At 61.8% G+C, this 17,932-nt stretch carries 17 protein-coding genes; 10 read left to right on the top strand and 7 right to left on the bottom strand.

Translation table 11 applies throughout. From position 1 onward, the window contains the following. The first annotated feature begins 158 nt into the window (after positions 1-158). From GA0061099_RS41040 to GA0061099_RS04760, 3 genes are read left to right on the top strand one after another with little or no spacing between them, the layout of a single operon-like run. Complete coding sequence (locus tag GA0061099_RS41040) at positions 159-305, top strand: hypothetical protein (protein ID WP_157786015.1); 147 nt, start codon at positions 159-161, stop codon at positions 303-305. Then, positions 302-1,036, top strand: a complete 735-nt coding sequence (locus tag GA0061099_RS04765) for a hypothetical protein (protein ID WP_036027444.1) — start codon at positions 302-304, stop codon at positions 1,034-1,036. Before GA0061099_RS41040 ends, GA0061099_RS04765 begins: the two co-directional genes overlap by 4 nt. Further along, positions 1,033-1,419, top strand: coding sequence for a hypothetical protein (locus GA0061099_RS04760; RefSeq protein WP_036027443.1), 387 nt, complete (start codon positions 1,033-1,035; stop codon positions 1,417-1,419). Before GA0061099_RS04765 ends, GA0061099_RS04760 begins: the two co-directional genes overlap by 4 nt. Positions 1,420-1,524: 105 nt before the next feature. Here GA0061099_RS04760 and dsr1 read toward each other — a convergent pair whose 3' ends face one another. The 7 genes from dsr1 to GA0061099_RS04725 all read right to left on the bottom strand — a co-directional run bounded on the left by dsr1 (position 1,525) and on the right by GA0061099_RS04725 (position 12,596). Continuing rightward, positions 1,525-5,334 carry an anti-phage defense-associated sirtuin Dsr1 gene (gene dsr1 / locus GA0061099_RS04755; RefSeq protein WP_036027441.1) on the bottom strand — a complete coding sequence of 1,270 codons (3,810 nt, stop codon included), beginning with the start codon at positions 5,332-5,334 and terminating at the stop codon, positions 1,525-1,527. 141 nt (positions 5,335-5,475) lie between these two features. Further along, on the bottom strand, positions 5,476-5,892 hold the full coding sequence (locus tag GA0061099_RS04750) for a hypothetical protein (RefSeq protein WP_036027439.1): 417 nt from the start codon (positions 5,890-5,892) through the stop codon (positions 5,476-5,478). Between the two features lie 212 nt (positions 5,893-6,104). Then, positions 6,105-7,262 carry a tyrosine-type recombinase/integrase gene (locus GA0061099_RS04745; RefSeq protein WP_225156438.1) on the bottom strand — a complete coding sequence of 386 codons (1,158 nt, stop codon included), beginning with the start codon at positions 7,260-7,262 and terminating at the stop codon, positions 6,105-6,107. A gap of 997 nt (positions 7,263-8,259) precedes the next feature. After that, positions 8,260-8,895, bottom strand: coding sequence for a MarR family winged helix-turn-helix transcriptional regulator (locus GA0061099_RS04740; RefSeq protein WP_036006959.1), 636 nt, complete (start codon positions 8,893-8,895; stop codon positions 8,260-8,262). A gap of 814 nt (positions 8,896-9,709) precedes the next feature. Continuing rightward, the gene (fliI, locus tag GA0061099_RS04735) at positions 9,710-11,035 is read right to left on the bottom strand and encodes a flagellar protein export ATPase FliI (protein ID WP_036027437.1); all 1,326 of its coding nucleotides are present in this window, start codon (positions 11,033-11,035) and stop codon (positions 9,710-9,712) included. Positions 11,036-11,075: 40 nt separating this feature from the next. Beyond that, on the bottom strand, positions 11,076-11,804 hold the full coding sequence (flgF, locus tag GA0061099_RS04730) for a flagellar basal-body rod protein FlgF (protein WP_036027436.1): 729 nt from the start codon (positions 11,802-11,804) through the stop codon (positions 11,076-11,078). Positions 11,805-11,807: 3 nt separating this feature from the next. After that, complete coding sequence (locus tag GA0061099_RS04725; protein ID WP_036027435.1) at positions 11,808-12,596, bottom strand: DUF1217 domain-containing protein; 789 nt, start codon at positions 12,594-12,596, stop codon at positions 11,808-11,810. A 143-nt stretch (positions 12,597-12,739) separates the two neighbouring features. Here GA0061099_RS04725 and motA point away from each other — a divergent pair, with 143 nt between their 5' ends. The 7 genes from motA to flgB all read left to right on the top strand — a co-directional run bounded on the left by motA (position 12,740) and on the right by flgB (position 17,928). Further along, the gene (gene motA, locus GA0061099_RS04720) at positions 12,740-13,636 is read left to right on the top strand and encodes a flagellar motor stator protein MotA (protein WP_036027433.1); all 897 of its coding nucleotides are present in this window, start codon (positions 12,740-12,742) and stop codon (positions 13,634-13,636) included. Continuing rightward, positions 13,633-14,574, top strand: coding sequence for a flagellar motor switch protein FliM (locus GA0061099_RS04715; protein WP_036006973.1), 942 nt, complete (start codon positions 13,633-13,635; stop codon positions 14,572-14,574). Before motA ends, GA0061099_RS04715 begins: the two co-directional genes overlap by 4 nt. Further along, positions 14,555-14,869 carry a hypothetical protein gene (locus tag GA0061099_RS04710; RefSeq protein WP_036006976.1) on the top strand — a complete coding sequence of 105 codons (315 nt, stop codon included), beginning with the start codon at positions 14,555-14,557 and terminating at the stop codon, positions 14,867-14,869. The genes GA0061099_RS04715 and GA0061099_RS04710 overlap by 20 nt, the downstream gene beginning before the upstream one ends. A gap of 76 nt (positions 14,870-14,945) precedes the next feature. Beyond that, entirely contained in the window at positions 14,946-15,320 is a 375-nt protein-coding gene (gene fliN, locus GA0061099_RS04705) for a flagellar motor switch protein FliN (RefSeq protein WP_036006979.1), read from the top strand. 2 nt (positions 15,321-15,322) lie between these two features. Then, complete coding sequence (locus tag GA0061099_RS04700) at positions 15,323-16,363, top strand: flagellar motor switch protein FliG (RefSeq protein WP_036027431.1); 1,041 nt, start codon at positions 15,323-15,325, stop codon at positions 16,361-16,363. A gap of 13 nt (positions 16,364-16,376) precedes the next feature. Continuing rightward, positions 16,377-17,462: a flagellar biosynthesis protein FlhB gene (gene flhB, locus GA0061099_RS04695; protein ID WP_036027429.1), complete on the top strand. Its 1,086-nt coding sequence runs from the start codon at positions 16,377-16,379 to the stop codon at positions 17,460-17,462. Positions 17,463-17,526: 64 nt separating this feature from the next. Beyond that, positions 17,527-17,928: a flagellar basal body rod protein FlgB gene (gene flgB, locus GA0061099_RS04690; RefSeq protein ID WP_036027427.1), complete on the top strand. Its 402-nt coding sequence runs from the start codon at positions 17,527-17,529 to the stop codon at positions 17,926-17,928. The last annotated feature ends 4 nt before the right edge of the window (positions 17,929-17,932 follow it).

Here is a 17,932-nt window from a genome sequence, read left to right as displayed (position 1 = left end):
AAGGCTTACCCGTCATGCAATCGCGGCGCACGCCGGATCGCGCGCCCACGGGAGGCGCCCACATGTCACCAGACAGATCCAGGATCCGCAAAGGCGCCGTTTTGACCGGGGGCGCATATCCAGCACGCGTTGGGCGCTTGTCGCCCGATATGGCGGAGATGTTCGCCGACGTCCTGAAGGAAGCCGGGCCGCCGCCGTCCGCTGCCAAGCTCGAAGCTCTGGCTGCGGAACGGGACGCGCTCGAAGCGCAGATGCTTGCAATCAAGAAGCGCATCGCTGAAATCCGCCGGAGGGCGTGCGAATGAGCGGCGAAGCAATCCGGATGCGGCTCGAACTGAAACGCCTCGCGCGCAATTATCGGATCGCGCCCGCGCATTGCTCGCCAACCGCACCTCTACCGCCCGTCGAGGGCGACTGGATCTTCGAAGGCTTTGCGGCGCCGACAGTAATCGACCACGAACGCACCAAGTTCGCCCCTCATTGCTGGCTGCCATTCAAGTCCGACATTCCACTGTTGTATCGCCACGGCCGCCCGGCTGGCGAAGTGCTGGAAATCCGCGGCACCGACGAAGGTTTGCACGTGCGCGCGCTGGTTCGCGACGAAGATGCAAAACGGTGCACCCATTTCAGTATCGCCGCGACGATCCACGGCTATCAGCTTCGGGAGGTCAATGATCGCGAGAGTTTTCACGCCCTCGTCACCTGCGCCACGCTGGACGAAATCACCCTGACCAATGTTCCGGCCAATCCCGCCGCGGTGGTCCTGTATCGTTATCGGCAGTCAGCGGCAGTCGAGTTCTATGACATCGTCAAGCGCGGAATTATTTGTGCGCAGGGCGTTGTCGCGGCCTTGCGGGTCATGAATGCCGCTCAAGTTGCGCCTCCCCAAACCGTCGCGGGTCCCGACAAACGATCCGTGTGCGACTTGGCGCGCTCTAGGCCAACACCGGTAAATGCGCCGACAAGGCCACGACCGAAAACTGAGTTCAGAACCTTGGTCGATGCGATCAATGCAACGTCAGGAGAGGTACAATGACTGAAATCACCGGCACGGAGCTTCTTCGCCAAGTCGCGGCGGCTCGCGTCGAAAAAATCGACTACGCTCGCTTGGCAAAGGACGTCGGCATTGCTCCGGACGACCTGTTCGAATTCGCACAGGACCGCAAAAACTTGCCGGCCGACACGCTCTGCCGGCTCACCACCGAGATGATGCAAGGCACCCGGTTTTATCCGGATCGCGACTTGCTGGGTCCCGTGGCCCAGGTCGAAGCGAAGCCGCTAGGGATCCGGCCGCCGCGGTGTGAGGCGAAGCCGCAAAACTGGAAGGTTGGCGAGATGCAGGGACCAGGGCCGCAGCCGCTCGTACCGCAACCGCTCAAGACGACCAAACGCGCAGGATGGTTGGGCGGCTGGGTTTAGGGTCTCTCGCTCCGATTGGTGTACAAGAGGAGCGGTAAGCCTGATCAATTCGATCGCCGGAGACTCTTATCAGCGCAGCAGCGCATAGCCTCAGAATTCCTTGAGCTAATGGTTGCGCCGTCGTGCGTACTCAGTTAGCCGCTGATATCGATAGTCGCTGCGCAAAGAAGGCTTGGCCTGTCCTATGGCATCCAAGCAATCTCTTAGATCTGTGGGTGCCCAGAACTGATCCGACAAGATTGCGGCGAGCAAGCGTAGCGCAGCCTCTGGAAAGCGCGTGCACAGCCCAGTTGTATGAAGCCGATGCACTGCATAGTGGGGATGTTCGATCGGACCCAGCCAGTCGGCGACAACTGCCAGCACGGAGGGAAAGATATCTTCCCCCGCAACACACATAATTGCGAGCGACTCGGAAATACTACCCGACGCGAGGTCGCGCGACTTGGGCCAGATTTGTTGCCAGAACGGCTGAATTCGATTTTTCCAATAATCCTCCCGCTGCGCACCAGCACCGCCGAGCGCTTGCGTGAGGGCCTGCACCACCTCTAACAAGCCCTCTGCAGGCAAAGCGCCAACTGCATCTTGGAAATCTTCGGACGTGTAGCCGTCCGCCGGGTCCAAGGCGGCGTAGGTGAGAAATGCCGCATATTGTCGGCCGTGATCGCCAAGACTTTCAAAGTGGTGTGCCGTGGACAGGAATTGTCGTTTGAAGGCAATAAGAAGTGGTCGGTACAGCCGAGGTGACCAGAGAAATCCTTCCCAGGCTGACCTTGCTTCAATCGGATTACGATCCCAGTCAAAATGTGGCAGCAGATACTTCTCGGTCCATGGGCGATCCACCCGAAATAATGCGATCAAACGTGACGCGAGTAGCACGCGTCCGTGCCGAAAGCGCACCACTCCGACCTCGCACATCGCTGTGAAAAGCGGCTCGATGTCGTGAGGTAGCCCTTCATTGTCGTTGGGTTTGCGTTCGAACCAAAGGTCAAGCAGTGCTTCTGCGACGTGACCGACCGGGTGATTGATGGCGTCCGTTACCGGCTCATTGCCTGGATCCTTGCCATCTGCATCGGAGTTTGAGGGCATTGCAAGTGAGCGTTTACAAAGGTCGAGCAGAATTCCCTCATGTGGGGCAGCGCTCTTCGAGACTGCCCTCATCCACCACGTGAGGCTATGAGAGATTTCCCGCATGGTTTCGTCAGGCATCCTTTGCACTAACGGCGCCCCATATCGCCACGACCGCGACAGTAAATTTGCGTCACTCCATGCTTGGAGCGCTTCTCGCCAACGTGCAACAGGCCAAATACCCTCATTGGCCAGGTCGCATAAGGCAAGTAGGCTATGAAAGAACCGAGTTCGGCAGACATCTAACCATGTGTCTTCATCATAAAGGGAAGACGTCTTTGGCTGTGCGTGCTTGAGCCATTGGACGAGATCTGCCCGTTTACGAGGGGCTATGTCGATCCTCCGCCTTGATTCAAAGTCGGGATCCCCCGTCCCACTCATCCAGTGCGAAAATTCGTCCCGTTCGTTGCTTGCAAGCCGGCGACGAGGCTCTGCGACCGTCAAGCTGTCGAGACGCAAGGATGCGTCTTGCCCTAGCGCACTGCCGCCCTCGCGGAGCTTGGCAAGACGTAGCCAAATTGCGTCCTCTACTATTGAGTCCCAATCCTCAGGCGCGAGGCCCTCTCGATACATTTTACGCGGCGGTCCGGCTAAAATTGCCGTTTCTAGTGTTTCTCTAGCTTCCGGCGAAAGCGTCGATCCTTGAAGCACGAGTAATCTCATCGTTTCGCGCTTCGTCCCCCCGGACCAGAGCCACCATTGATCATCTGATACTAACCACCGGACCCACGTCTCAGAATCGACAGCGTCATTATGACTGGCTGCAAACAACGCTAATCGCTTGAATGTTGGATAAGGTATGTTGAACCAGGCGGCGGCTGTAGACCGGGCGCGATCAGGTGTGGATTTGTAGGCTTCAACCCATGCATCACGCAACAATTCGATCAAGATCACCCAGTCGCGGAAGCCCCGGTTCTGCCAATGTGGCGTGACCGATGGTAGATCCCAGAACGAACGGTCATCTCGGTCGTCGGCTTCGCCCAGCTCCCGCAGTAAGTCCAGGGCGTCGCGAAGTAACTGCTGAAGATCATCCAAAAGGGTGGGCAACGCGCCTCGCCATTGATCGTCTGTCAGGTCACGAATGGACGATCTGACGTGGTCAGCAGCGAGCACAAGCTCCCAGTCCACGAGCTGCTTAATACTGGTCGGCTCCCCCGCGTCCTCTTCTGATCCCCACCGGAAAGGCTTTTTCAACTTCACTTTCGGCGACAGTAGCTCGCGCAGTTGGAGCCGCAGCGCTGTTGTCAGTCCGTCGCGTTTCAGCCGATCTTTCCAGCGGTAAAAGTCTAGGTCGCGCCATGTCGCTTTCACGTGCCCTGTAAGAAGTAGCCGCCAGACAATCTGTAAGAGCGGACCGGGAATGGCATTGGGCGACTGAGCGCGGATATCGTCTAGTTCGGCGATCCGTCCCTCACGAAGTAACTGGGCAAAATGGTTCAATTGATGTTCGATCTGCCACGCCCAGCGCTCGTGCAATTGCCCGCCGCGCTGTGCTACCCAAAGGATCAATCCGGGATCGTTCAAATGGCGGGCCAACCATCGGGCTAGATGGAACATCACATCGTCCCATTGGCTGCCGCCAGCGCCACCGGACACTAGTGTCATCAGTGGTGCGTACCGATAAGGCGCAGGGCGCTGGATCAAGCTGAAGCGGAGCTTATCATCCACATCTTGGCGCGGCGGAACCCCGAAGCGGGGTAGGTCGCGGTGCAGGTAGCGTTGATCTGAGAACGCCTCCAACCATTCGAGCGTCGGCACGGGATTGAAGTCTGCGAATCTCTTCGCTGGCATCCCCGACTCGTCCGATAGTGCCCAGAGCATTCGACCTACGAAGTCGTCTTGCCGAGTGCTACCAGAAGGACGTGCAAGAGCGTGCGCAACGACAATCTGCTCCTTGCCTAGTGTGCCACCGCGATAGGTGGCTGCCCACGATTTTAGGGTGTCGTGCAACGCCGAGTGACTGCCCGCACGGACTTCGTAAAGGATGGGCGTGACACCCTTAGCAGCCCATTCTACCGTCTTTGCGTGCTCGTGTCCGGTCTCATAATCGCCAAAAGCGTACGCTTGCGGCGTAAATTCGCCGAGCAGCCGATCAGCAGCCAGCGCGTCCATCATGTAACGCAAGACCGGATCGTTGATGCTGTATCCGACGAAGCAAACGATATAGTTTCGAAACAACTCGCCGACAAAACGAGCCGCCCATCGTTCAGTCAGGTATGCAAGGCCAAAATCGCCACTAGTTAGTACCAGTCGGTGAAGAGAGGTATCGTCCGGTTTAAGCGGTAGCAAGCCGTGCAGATAGACTAAGCCATTCCATCGGCTGTTTTTCGGTATAGGGAGCATGGGAGCGGCGTAGGGCTCAAAGGCTTTACCGGGGCGTTTTCCCACTCGCTCAAATATGCGGTCAAAATTTGTGGTCACAAGACGGAGCGAGCCATCACGGCAACGAGCTAATTCAAGAAGCGCGTCATGAGTATCGGTGGCGCCTTTGCGGCGCCAATTGGGTTTCAAAGCTTCCATCAGCTTCTGTCGAACAGCGATCCGATTTCCAGGGAGTCGGCGCTCCAACAGATCGAGAGTGGCATCGAATTGATTGCGATCGTAGGCGTCCTGTTCAATAGCCAAGCGGCTGATGCCTACACGTTTGTAGACGTCGTCTACCAAGCCTTTGAATCCCGGCAAGCCAGCAGGATAGGAAATTCCCGCTCCGCAGAAAAATACAACCCGGCCTTCTTCATGTGCTTGCAAGAGGGAGTCGGGAATATCGGGCCCGTTAGCGATAAATTGCATGAGTTTTCAATCGTGCACTATAAACAAGCAGGAAAACTCGGGATTGAGGCAGCCAGCGTGCGGGGGGCCCTTGGCAACTTCTGCTTCCCGAATCGAAGCAAAATTGACACGGCGCGCGGGTGTGATCGCCTAATATCCAAATCACCGATACTGCGTGACGCCACCCTTGAAGTCCCGAGCGCAGTTAGGACAGGTGAAATACTGTGGCCGGTGCGATTTGGTTAACCGGTGGAGTTTTCCTTCTTGCTCGCACCGCTGACAGAACGCGAAGCCGGTGGGTTTTCCGTCCGCACCCTTTTCGTACTTATAACCGCGCATTTCGATTAGCGTCCCTCTGAACTCGAAATTCTTCTTTAGCTCCGCGATCTCTGTGTCTTTTGCGCGCAAGAGTTTCTCGGCATCCGATAGCGCGGTCTTCGCTTTCGCGAGCGCTTCGTTCAAACTGGCGATGTTGAGCTTTAATTCGGCATCCTCGTAGATCTTTTTTAGACCGAGCAAATCTTTCGCGAAGTTCAATCCGGTCGTGGCGGCAGCCACGCCTTCTGCAATCGTGACCATGAAATCCCGTCCTCCGCTTGCGGCAGCCTCATGCTACGACCAGAGCGGGTGTCCGAGTCCAGCGGTAATTCTCGATTTCCACCGGCTCTTCCGAGTTAGAGGGGGGTGGACTCTGTCGGCCGGCCGCTTCCGAGCTAACGGCTCGCCACTGTTCCGAGGGCGGGCGGCGAGGTGCGCCGCCCGGTTGCAATCGTCCAAGATCGGCGGGTTGGTCAAGCCGCGAGCATCAGCCCTGCCTGCGCGGCGGGTTTTACCGGCTTGCCGATGATCCGCCGCAGCTCACTGGCAACACCATCCAACACTGCGCGCTTCTCCTTCATCCGCTTGGAGTGATTGTAGACCTTGCCGGTAACGGTCGGCACGATCTGCTCCGATTTCTTGCTGGCGGCATGATCGAGGCACTTGGCAATGGCGGAATCGTCAAAGCCCAGGTCGCCCGCGAGCGTTGCCGCCGTCCGCCTCAAATCGTGCGGCGTGAACCGCCTCAGGCCAAGCAGCTCGCAGAGGCCGGCGGTCTTGGTCTTATCCTTGTTCTTCTCGTGTTTGGTGCCGCGCAGCGCATCAGCCATAGCCTTGCGGTGGATCGGCTGGCCCTTGTACATGGGACTCTCGAAGACAAACTGCTGATCAGCCGAGGCCAGGGCCTCATTGATGATCTCGATCGCCAGATCAGAGAGTGGCTGCTGGATCACCCGCCGCTTCTTAACCCGCTTGAGCGGGACATCGAAGCGCGGATGCTCGCCGTCGAGGTCGAACAGCTCATCTCGCTGCGCGCCGAGCAACTCGCGTGAGCGGAGCATCGTGACCAACTCGAACTTGAGCGCCAACCGGGTCCGGCGGTCATAGGGGAGGTCGTCGCGATCCAGCCCATGCCAGAAGGTCCTGATCTCGTCTTCGGACAGGACGCGGGTGCGGGGATGCTCCGGGTCGAGCTTGGGCAGATTTACGCAGGGGCTGGCAGTCACGTAGTCGCGCCCTGCCTCTGCGGCCCAGTTGAACAGGCCGGAGGCTGCTTTCCGCATATGGCGGGCGTTGCTGACGGAGGGCTTGCCGAACTTGCCTGCCACAATGTCGTTCGACAACGTGGCGATGTCGTGCTTGGTGACCTCCATGGCCAGCTTCTTGCCGAGGCGGGGGCGGAGAAAGCGGTTGAGATGGCTCGCCGTGTTCTCCCAGCTTTCCAGCCGCGGCCGCATTTCGCCGTCCGGCTTCTTGACCGGCGTCTGCATCCATTTGATGCGCTCGTCGATGATCTCAGCGACGGTCTTGCCGCGCTTGGCCTTCGTGGCCTTCTGGTCCCGGAAGGTCTCGGCGAGGGCGTCGCCGCCCATGGCCTTGAGGCCGTAGACCTTGCTGCGGGCGTCCTCCACCGTGAAAGTCTCCGGATTGTAGAGGCCCAGCCAGCCGGTGCGCTGCTTGCCGGTCTGCCTGTCGGTGAACTTGAAGGAGAAGGTCGCAACCCGGGCGGTCGTGATGCTCACGTAGAGGCCGGGGCATTTGCGGTCGTAAAACTTCGTCCGCTGGGCGACTCGCCTCTCGCACAGCCGGTCGGTCAGAATGACGCTGCTATTGCGGCCCCGCTTGCCGGCGGGGGAGGGGACAGTGGTAGTATCCATCTGGTTTCGGCTCCTAAGGCTTGGGACCAAAGGGCTCGGCTTCGAGGCTTTCAGTTTGTCGTGCGGACGCTGAAAGTCTTAGGGCCGGGCCCTTGTTTTGGTGAAGCCCGCTGAAACAGCCCGCATCAGGGTAGTCGAAAAGTGCTTGTTTTAAAGCACATTCTTAGTTTCGGCGTGTTTCACCGAATGCCAAAATATAGACGTGTGGTCCTGGCCGTCGTTGCTACGGTCAAGCTCTCGCGAATGCGGCATTGGCGTCAACCGGCGCGGTGCCGGTGACTTTTGCGAGGGTGAGGGAGGCCAGAAGGAACTCGGCTCCCGGGAGAGCACGGCATAAGCCGTCCGACCATCGCGCAGGGAAGGCCGAGTGATTGGCACCACCTGTATGCTGCTGTGCGGTTTTCTGCGTGTGCGTTTTGCGCAGCGGACCGCGGGTGCGATGTCAGCACCCGGTCTTCCCTGCGCCCTCTTGCCGATGAGGGCGGCGAGACGAAGCAAAGCTCGGGCGAAATCAGTCGCGAGAATGAATATGCACGTCTGCGACCACACACTCGCTGTCATCGCCCGGCTTGACCGGGCGATCCAGTACTCCGAGACGACAGTTGTTCAATGCAGAGGCCGCGGCGTACTGGATTCCCCGCCTTCGCGGGGAATGACAGCCGTCACTCGGAGAGCGAGCTATCGCCTCATACTCCGTCATTGCTTCGCTTCGCTCGCAATGACGTTGATGGAGCGCCGCTTCTTGGCGGCCTCAGCCCTGGCTCGCCATGCGCTCGCGGTCGAGATGCTGCTCGATCTTGGGGCGGTCACGCGTGCGCTCGAAGCTGGTGCAGAGCAGCTCGGTCTCCTCGAGCGAGATCGGAGCACGATAGAGCCGGCACATGAATTCGGCGTTTCCACGCCCCTTGCCGGTGCCCGGCCCGCGCTCTGCGAGAAACATGCAGTCCCGGCAGATGCTCGCTTCGAGCCGCTGATGGGCAGCATCGAGGTGATTGAGGATCTCGCGGAGAGAGTCGCGCAGCCTGATGCACTCCTCGGTCCCGAGCGACGTCACCGCGTTGACCACGTGATTGATCGGGTCGTGCTGGCTCAGGCATTTCTCGCCCTGCGGCGTGACGTGCAGGACGACGGAACGCTTGTCCTCATGCGACGGCTTTCGCACCAGGAACGACTTGCTCTCCAGAGTCTTCACGATCTGCGACGCCGTCGCGCGTGTGGCGCCGATGAAGCCGGCCAGTGCGGACGGCGTGCGCGAAAACCTGTTGGCGCGCCCCAGAAAGCGCAGCGCCATCCATTCCCGATCGCGCAATCCATGCTGATTGCCTTCGAAATACCAAGCCCGCGCCGCCTGAACCAGCAGCTCGACGGCTTCCCGCGCCAATGGCATGAATCTACCTCGTCCCCGGAACTTCGTCTGCGGCGTCCCGAAGCCGCTTTGCGCCCTGAGTGTCAGACGAGCATGCCCTGTCGAACTCTCGCACAATGGCGCGGATCGCACCGCGCCCGACCTCGGCCGATGAGCGTCGCATCGTCCGCAGCGAGAAGCCGTATCGCTGATGGCATGCCAACGGCGTGGTCGTCGCGCGGGAGCTCGGGTTGCCGTCGCCGGCAAACGGTGGATCGGAGTAGCTCAACCGAAGCCCCCAAAGTTCAAGTCACAAGCAGACGTTTCTTATACTCAACCAAAACGATGGATGAGCTTCTCAACAAAATCAAGTAGAGACCCTCTCACAGGCTGGATGTCGTCGCAGGCGAATGTAACGTTCAAGGGCAATCTCGTTGTTCGGGACACATGATGGTGAACGCAATACATGGCGCGGCGAGTAATATGCACTCGATATTGTGAGAGTTTGATTGCACGCGCGTTGTTGTCTTGCATTGATGCAAACTGATCGAAGCTTGTGCATCACGATGACGTTTGGCGGCACGTCATCCACAACTTGTGCGTTCTGCCGCGGAATCGTCGAGGGAACTCATTGGAATTGCACGCGGCGGTTGTTCCCGTCGTGTTTGCAGAATAGACTCTTCGATTGCTTGCACAGCGCTTGCCAGCTCGTGCACACCCGAGCGGCGAATTCGCTCACGACGAAAATCGGTGAGCCTGTGTGCACGCGCATGCGCTGGAAGCGTAGCGACATGCGCAATCTCTTGTCGAAAACCACGGGCCGGGCGGACGGCAGGCGCCTCACCCTCTCCACCCGTCAGTCGCCCTTGAGCATGTCCCGAAGCTCGCGGAAAGGATCGGCGCTCGGCGGGGCCGACGCGCCCTGTCGCATCGCGTTGTAGATTCGCGGAACCATCTCGACCGCCTGGTCGAGGCCCGAATCACGTCCGGGCTGATAACCGCCCATCAGGCGAAGGTCGCGCGTGTCCTCGTATTTCGCGATCATGGCGCGCAGCTTGCTCACCAATTCGCGCTCCTCGGGGTCCCAGACGTTGTGGGCGAGGCGGGAGACCGAGGCCAGAACATCGACGGCCGGATAGCGCGCCTGGTCGGCGATGTGCCTTGAGAGCACGATGTGCCCATCGAGCGTGCCGCGGATGGTGTCGGCGATCGGCTCGTTGTGATCGTCGCCGTCGACCAGCACGGAGAAGATCCCGGTGATGGTGCCGGATCCCTCCTCGCCCGGACCGGCGCGCTCGAGCAGGCGCGGCAGATCGGTGAAGACCGTCGGCGCGTAGCCGCGCGCCACCGCGGGCTCGCCGGCGGCGAGCGCGACCTCGCGGGCGGCGTGGGCAAAACGGGTGATCGAATCCACCATCAGCAGGACCGATTCGCCGCGGTCGCGGAAATATTCGGCCACCGCCATCGCCGTCTTCGGCGCCAGTCGCCGCATCATCGGGCTTTCGTCGCCCGTCGAGACGATTGTGACAGCGCGATGACGGTCGTTGCCCAGCACGTCCTCGATGAACTCGCGCACCTCGCGGCCGCGCTCGCCGACCAGGGCCAGCACGACCGTATCGAAGCCCTGGCTGCGGGCGAGCATCGCGAGCAGCGTCGATTTGCCGACGCCCGATCCGGCAAAGATGCCGACGCGCTGGCCGGCGCAGACCGGCGCGAACAGGTCGATGACGCGTACGCCGGTGCGCAGCGGCTTGTGCACGCGCGCACGCTTCATGGCCGACGGCGCCTCCGCCTCCGTCGAGACCGCCTGCGACCCTTGCGTGAGCGGCCCCTGTCCGTCCAGCGGCGCGCCGAGGGCGTTGATGACGCGGCCCTTCCAGCTCGGATCGGGCGCGAAGGACAGCGGCGGCATCCGGTAGGCCGCCGAGCCGAGCCCGCCGCCAAATTGCCGGTCGAACGGCTTGGCGATGATGCCGTCGCTGTCGATCCGCACCACCTCGCCGATCTGGCGCTTACCGCCGCAATCGACGCCGATGAGCTCGCCGAGCCTGACGAAGCGCGACAGGCCGGAGACGCGGAAATGCGTCGGCGCGATCTCGGAGATCGCGCCACTGACGCTTGCCAGGGGAGTGCTCTGCTGAAGCTCCAGCAGCGCCCACTCGAGTTGCCGAAGAGCGTTCAAGGAAACCGTCCAACCTCATCCTGCGCGCTTGGCGCGCAATCTACTTGCCGGGTTCGCCGAGGGTCCGGATCGCGTTCTGCAGCGAGCTCTCGGTGCCCTCGATCATCGAGTTGGTGCCATCGAAAGCGCGCGAGGCCGAGATCAGCCGCGTCAGTTCGAGCATCGGATTGGCGCCGGAGCCTTCGACATAGCCCTGCTTGAAGCCGTCCCGGGAGAAGTCCGCGATGGCGGTCGCAGGCCGGTCGGGCGTCACGCCGGAATTGCCGTAGCGTTCGAGATTGGCGTCGGCCGGAATGCTGAACAGGCCGATGGTGCCGATCTCGTTGTTGTCCTGGATGATTGCGCCGCTGCGCGCGATCGAGATCGGTCCGCCGTTCGGGTCGAGCGTGATCTGCGCGCCGCCGGAATCGACGATCGGAAAGCCGCTCACGGTCTGAAGATCGCCGTTGGGGGCGATCTGGAGCCGGCCGTCGCGCGTGTAGACCGTGCCGTTCGGACCGGCGAAGGCGATCCAGCCCTGGCCGACCACGGCGACGTCGAGCGGGTTGCCGCTCTCGGTAATGTTGCCCATCTCGCGCGAGATGATGTTGTCGCCGGGCGAGGAGAACGCCACCGGCGTCGGCCCCGCCTTGGACAGCACGGTCTCGAACTTCACCACGTCGGTGCGGAACGCGGCCGTGTTGACGTTGGCGACGTTGTTGGCGATCGTCTGGAGGCGCTTTTCGAGGGCGACCTGCGCCGACAATCCCACATAGAGAGCCGATTGCATGACTTACCTGTTGAACTTGATGTTCTGAAGCGTCGTGAGCACGTTGGTATCCATGCTGACCGACGTCGCGGCGCCGGCGATCAGGACCAGCGCGGGATTGGTCGAGCTGTCGTTCCGGGCCTGGGTCGCATCCCACATCGCCGCAAAGCGCTGCACGAACTTGGTCACCTTGGCGGGATCCTGGAAGTCGGTGAGCTTGATCTTGTCCGCGATCATCTTGGCCTGGGCGTCGATGTTCGCCGCGCTGATCGTCGACGGCAGGCCGAGCGCGGTCTGCACCACCTGCGTCAGCGCCTTGTCGGCCAGGATCTGGTAGGCGGTCGTGATCGTGGAAGCCTTGCGGGTGAAATACAGCGCCAAACGCAGGCCTTCGTTCTGATCGCCGGCCTTCTCCTCCATCGTCTGCGTGACGTACTGGGTCGCGGTGCCGGTCGTGGCCGCGGCGGTCTGGGTCGCCTTGTCGCCGAGTGCGGCGAAATTGAAGGCGGTCGCGAATTGCCGGTAGCGGGTGTCGGTCAGCTTGTTGGCGAAGGCGTCCTTGCTCGCGACACCCTCGGTCAGCACCTTGCGCATGAACGCCTTGGCGTAGGTCATGTCGCTGAGGCCATAGGCCTTCATCGCATAGGAATAGAGACGATAGTCCTTCAGGAAATCGTCGATGGTCTTCACTTTGCCGATATGGCCGAGGAAATAGTCGGTGTCGCGGCTGACGTCCGGCTGCTTCGCGACCTGCGTCAGCGACTTGCCCATGTCCTTGGTCAGCCTGGTGTAGTCCGCGATGGTGGATAGCATGACACGCGCCCCTCTGGCCGCAGGTCGCGACCCCGCTTCAAGCTGCCGCCAATTGCTTGCGCGGGGCTGTCGACCTCGAAGCCAGCTTCGCGCAAGCGTCGCCGACTAGGTATTCCAGGTGGGATCGGCGATGGAGCGGCGCGTTGGGCAGTTTCGTGGGGATTTTCATCACGGTAGCGGCGCTGCTCGGCGGCTTTGCCGCCATGGGCGGGCACCTGGCCGTGCTCATGCAGCCGTGGGAGTTCGTGATCATCATGGGAACCGCGGTCGGCACCTTCATCGTGGCCAATCCATGGAAGACGGTGGTGGACACGGGCGTCGCCTGCATGCAGGCCATCACCGGCGCGGTGCCCGGCCAGCGCTACTACCTTGACTTGCTCGGCGCGCTCCACGCTCTGATGCGCGAGCTGCGGGGCAAGGGGCGCAACGAAGTCGAGGCGCATATCGACGACCCCTCGAACTCCGAGATCTTCAAGGCGTTCCCGAGCGTGCTCGGAGATCCCTCGCTGCTCCAGTTCATCTGCGACTATGTCCGTCTCATCATCATGGGCAATGCGCGCACGCACGAGATCGAGGCACTGATGGACGAGGAGATCCATACCATCGTGAAAGGCAAGCTGGCGCCCTATCATGCGCTGGTGACGGTGTCCGAGGCGCTGCCGGCGCTCGGCATCGTCGCCGCCGTGCTTGGCGTCATCAAGGCGATGGGCGCGCTCGACCAGTCTCCGAAGCTATTGGGCGGCTTTATCGGTGCAGCCCTGGTAGGCACCTTCGCAGGCATCTTCCTGTCCTATGGCGTGCTTTCGCCCTTCGCGATCAAGATCAAGATGACGCGCGAGAAGAAGTGTCGGCCCTACATCATCGTCAAGCAGACGCTGCTGGCATTCATGAACGGTGCCATGCCGCAGATCGCCGTCGAGCACGGCCGCAAGATGATCTCCAGCAGCGAGCGTCCCTCGATCGACGTCGTCGAAAACGAGACGATCGCAGGTCCCAAGCCCGTCGCTGCCGACGCTGAACCCAAGGCGGCGCGCGCATGATGATGGAAGACGCCGAAGTCGACCAGCGCAAGCAGCTGCCGAACTACCTGCTGGACGCTGCCGGCATATCGATCGAGCGTATGCCGATGCTCAATGTGATCTTCGATCGCATGGCGGCATCGTGCACCGACAGCCTGCAGCCGATGGCCGGAACGCCCTGCTATTTCTCGGTCAACGGCATCACCAACGATCCGCTCGGCGACATCATCAAGGACTACGAGGGCAACGCGGTCGCGGCCGTGCTCTATGCCGAGCAGTGGGATTCGCGCGTCATTATCATGCTCGACCGCGACTTCGTATTCACGATGGTCGAGGCGATGTTCGGCTCTGACGGAGCGGAACCGCCGCTTGACGTCGAACGGACGTTCTCGAACATTGAGATACGGCTGGTCCAGGCGCTGTTCGAGCGGTTCGCCAAGGCGCTGCAAGGCGCCTTCGCCGGAACGTCCAACGTCACCTTCCGCGTCGAGCGTGTCGAGACCGCGATGGCGTCGCTGGCGATCGGACGCGCCAGCAACATGTCGATCTGCGCGAACATGATGGTGCAGGCACTCTACCGCGGCGGTCAGATGTTCCTGATCATTCCGCACTCCGCGCTCAACCCGCTGCGTCAGAAGCTCGCTCACGTGGTCGTCAGCGACGGTCGCGCCGCCGACCCACGCTGGCGCGAACAGATGGAAAGCGAGGTGCAGCGGACCGAGGTGACCCTCAGCGCCGTCCTCGACGAGAAGATGGTGACGCTCGGCGACGTCGTGAAGTTCGAGGTCGGGCAGGTGCTCGAGCTCGAGGCCACGCCGCGCACGCTGGCCCGTCTCGAAAGCAACAATCAGGTGTTGTTCTGGTGTCAGATCGGCCAGCTCGACGGCTATTACGCCATGCAGGTGGCAGATCCCGTCGATCAGAAGCGGGAGTTCGTCGATGATATCCTATCTCGTTGATATCGTGCTGCTGGTTGCGCTCGCCTTCACCAGCCTGCGGGTGACCAGGATGCATCGCGAGCTGGCGCGGCTGCGCAGCTATCAGGGCGAATTCTCAACCATCATGCACGAGACCGCGGGTGCCTTCGACACGGTCATCACCGCGGCGCACGATTCCACGGCGAATCTCGGACGCCTCGCCAACGTGCTGAGCACGAAGATCGACCAGGCTCACGAGGCGATCGCAGCGCTCGATGCGCGCAGCGGGCTCGCACCCGCGGCGACGGCCGCGACCGCCGAGCTGAACAAGCACTGAATGCCGGCACCGGCAGAGCAATACGGCCGGAACGCCACGGCGCTCCGGCAGCGGAAGTACCAAGAGGCGATACCATATGGCGCAATCATTCGACTACGAGTCTGCACCTGCATCGGCTGAGACCGAGACGTCACCGCTGGAACGCCTGGCCGAGATCGCCCAGCGCACGGCCGAGGAGACCGGCAAGTTCGCCAATGTCGACGCCATCTTGCGCATTCCCGTCACCATGCAGGTGGTGCTGGGATCGGCGACCATTCCGGTGGCGAACCTGATGAAGCTCGGACGCGGCGCGGTGGTTCCGCTCGATCACCGGGTCGGGGAGCCCGTCGACGTCGTCGTCAACGGCCGCATCGTCGCCCGCGGCGAGGTGGTCGTCGTCGAAGAGGACAATTCCCGCTTCGGCGTCTCACTCACGGAGATCGTCGGACCGCTGGGGCAGGGTGATACCTGACCATGGCGGCACCGGTCGGCATCGCTCCCGTCAAGCAGCGAGGCGTTACCACGCTGGGCGGCACGGAAAAGGTCGCCGCGCTCCTGCTGGCCATGGGCCGGCAGGCGGCGGCGAGCGTGCTTCAGCAGTTCGAGCCGCAGGAGATCCGCATCGTCACCAAGGCGGCGGCGGAGCTGCGGCCGATCACCGCGCAGGAGCTCGAGGGGATCGTCGAGGAGTTCGCCCAGCAGTTCTCGATGGGCGCGAACATTCTCGGCACCCTCGGTGGCCTGGAAGCGGTGCTCGGCGACGTGCTTCCGGCCGATCAGGTTTCGGCGATCATGACGGACCTACTCGGCAATTCGAGCCGCTCTGTGTGGGACCGCGTCTCGTCGGTGTCGGAAAATTCGCTGGCCACCTACCTGTCCAAGGAGCATCCGCAGACCGCGGCGCTCATCCTGTCCAAAGTCAAGCCGTCCTGCGCCGCCAAGGTCATGAGCCAGCTGCCGTCGAGTCTGCGCAACGAGTTGATGCGGCGCGTGCTCAGCCTCAAGCCGATCGTTGATGACGCCATGAAGGTCCTCGAGAAGACGCTGCACGAAGATCTGACGCTGAATTTCGCCCGCAACCTCGGCGCCGACACCTACGCCCGCGTCGCCGACATCATCAACAAGATGGAGCGCGGCCACATCGAGGACATCCTGAAGAGCCTGTCGGAGAAGCGTCCGAAGTCGGCCGAGGTGCTAAAGGAGCTGTTGTTCACCTTCGACGACGTCATCAACCTGGCGCCGAAGGCGCGCACCATGATCTTCGACCAGGTTCCGACCGACCGCATCGTGGTCGCACTGAAGGGCACCGACAAGCATTTCCGCGAGGTGATCCTGTCCGCGGTCGCCTCGCGCGTCCGCCGCGTCGTCGAGGCCGAGCTCGCGATCGGCGAGCCGTCGAACCAGCGCGACGTGCTCGAGGCGCGCCGTGTGATCACCGACCTTGCACTCGACCTCGCGGAGAAGGGCGAAATCGAGCTCAACCCCGAGCAGGAGGATGGGCTGGTCTTCCGCTGACCGCTGAACGGGCATGGCAGAAACATCCGATCAGGAGAGCAAGACAGAAGAGCCGACCGAGAAGAAAGTCCGCGATGCGCTCGAACAGGGCAAGATTCCGGTCTCTCGGGAGGCCTCCATTTTCGCCTCGATGGCCGCGCTGATGGTGATCCAGGCATTCCTGATCGGCCAGGGCGTGCAGCAATTGACGCCGACGCTGAAGAGCCTGCTCGACGATCCCGAGGGCTTCCCGCTCTCGACCGGTGCGGACGCGCAGAACCTGCTCACCGTGGTCGGCCTGCAGGCGCTGCGGTTCCTGGTACCCTTGGTGGTCATCCTGGTGGTGTTCGGGCTCGCGGCCTCGCTGCTGCAGAACGCGCCGCGCCTGGTGCTCGAGCGGATCAAGCCTGACATGTCGCGAATCTCTCCAGTCAGCGGCTGGAAGCGGTTGTTCGGGACGCAGGGCCTGATCGAGTTCGCCAAGTCGTTGTTCAAGCTCGCCGCGGTGACCGCCGTGGTCGCCTTCGTGCTGCGCGCGTCCGAAGCGAGGGCGTTCGAGGCCATGTACACCGACCCGGTCGCGCTGCCGGAGATGATCCTCAACATCGCGATGCGCATCGTCTCGGCGATCTGCATCGCCACCATCGTGCTGGTGGCGATCGATCTCGCCTGGGCGCGCTTCCACTGGCGGCGCGAGCTGCGCATGACCAAGCAGGAGATCAAGGACGAGCACAAGCAGGCGGAAGGCGATCCCCTGATCAAGGCGCGCCTGCGCTCGCTGGCGCGCGACCGTTCGCGCCAGCGCATGATCGCCTCGGCCTCGCGCGCGACGCTGGTGATTGCCAATCCGACGCACTTCGCGATCGCGCTGCGCTACAAGCGCGAGGAAAACGCCGCGCCGCTGGTCGTGGCCAAGGGCATGGACGTGATCGCGCTGAAGATCCGCGAGATTGCCGAGCAGAACCGAATCCCCGTCATCGAAAACAAGGCGCTGGCGCGCGCGCTCTACGAGGCAGTCCAGGTCGATCAGGTGATTCCGGCGGAATTCTTCCGGCCCGTTGCCGAGATCATCTACTTCCTCCAATCCAAGCAGGCGCCGCGGCCCGAGAACGTTCGATAGATTTCCGAGGATGGTGCTTCGCGCAACAGCTTGACGAAAGCTTAACGCCCTAGGCTCGTCCCGAATGGATCAGAATGGGGCCGTCGTGGGACCGCTTTTTCTCTTCGAACTCGCATCGTCGCAGGCGCGCTATCTCGAGCTGCGTCAGTCGACCATCGCCACCAACGTCGCCAACGCCAACACGCCGGGCTTTCGGGCGCGCGACGTCGAGCCGTTCAACAAGGTGCTCGATGGCATGCCGGTGAGGCTTGCGACGACGTCGCCTTCGCACATGCAATTGGCCGCAGCCGAGACCGACACGCGGGCGACCGCGAAGAAGGACAGCTGGGAAGTGGTTCACTCCGGCAACTCCGTCAGCCTCGAGCAGGAAATGATCAAGGGCAGCGACGTCAATCGCGACTATTCGATGAACGCGGCGATCGTGCGGTCGTTTCACCGCATGGTGCTGTCGAGTGCAAAGGCCTGAGGTG

Origin of the sequence: Bradyrhizobium yuanmingense, assembly GCF_900094575.1 — a bacterium.
In the GTDB taxonomy this organism is placed as follows: domain Bacteria; phylum Pseudomonadota; class Alphaproteobacteria; order Rhizobiales; family Xanthobacteraceae; genus Bradyrhizobium; species Bradyrhizobium yuanmingense.
Note: the sequence above shows the minus strand (reverse complement) of the source record. Positions and strands in the feature narration are given on the sequence as shown.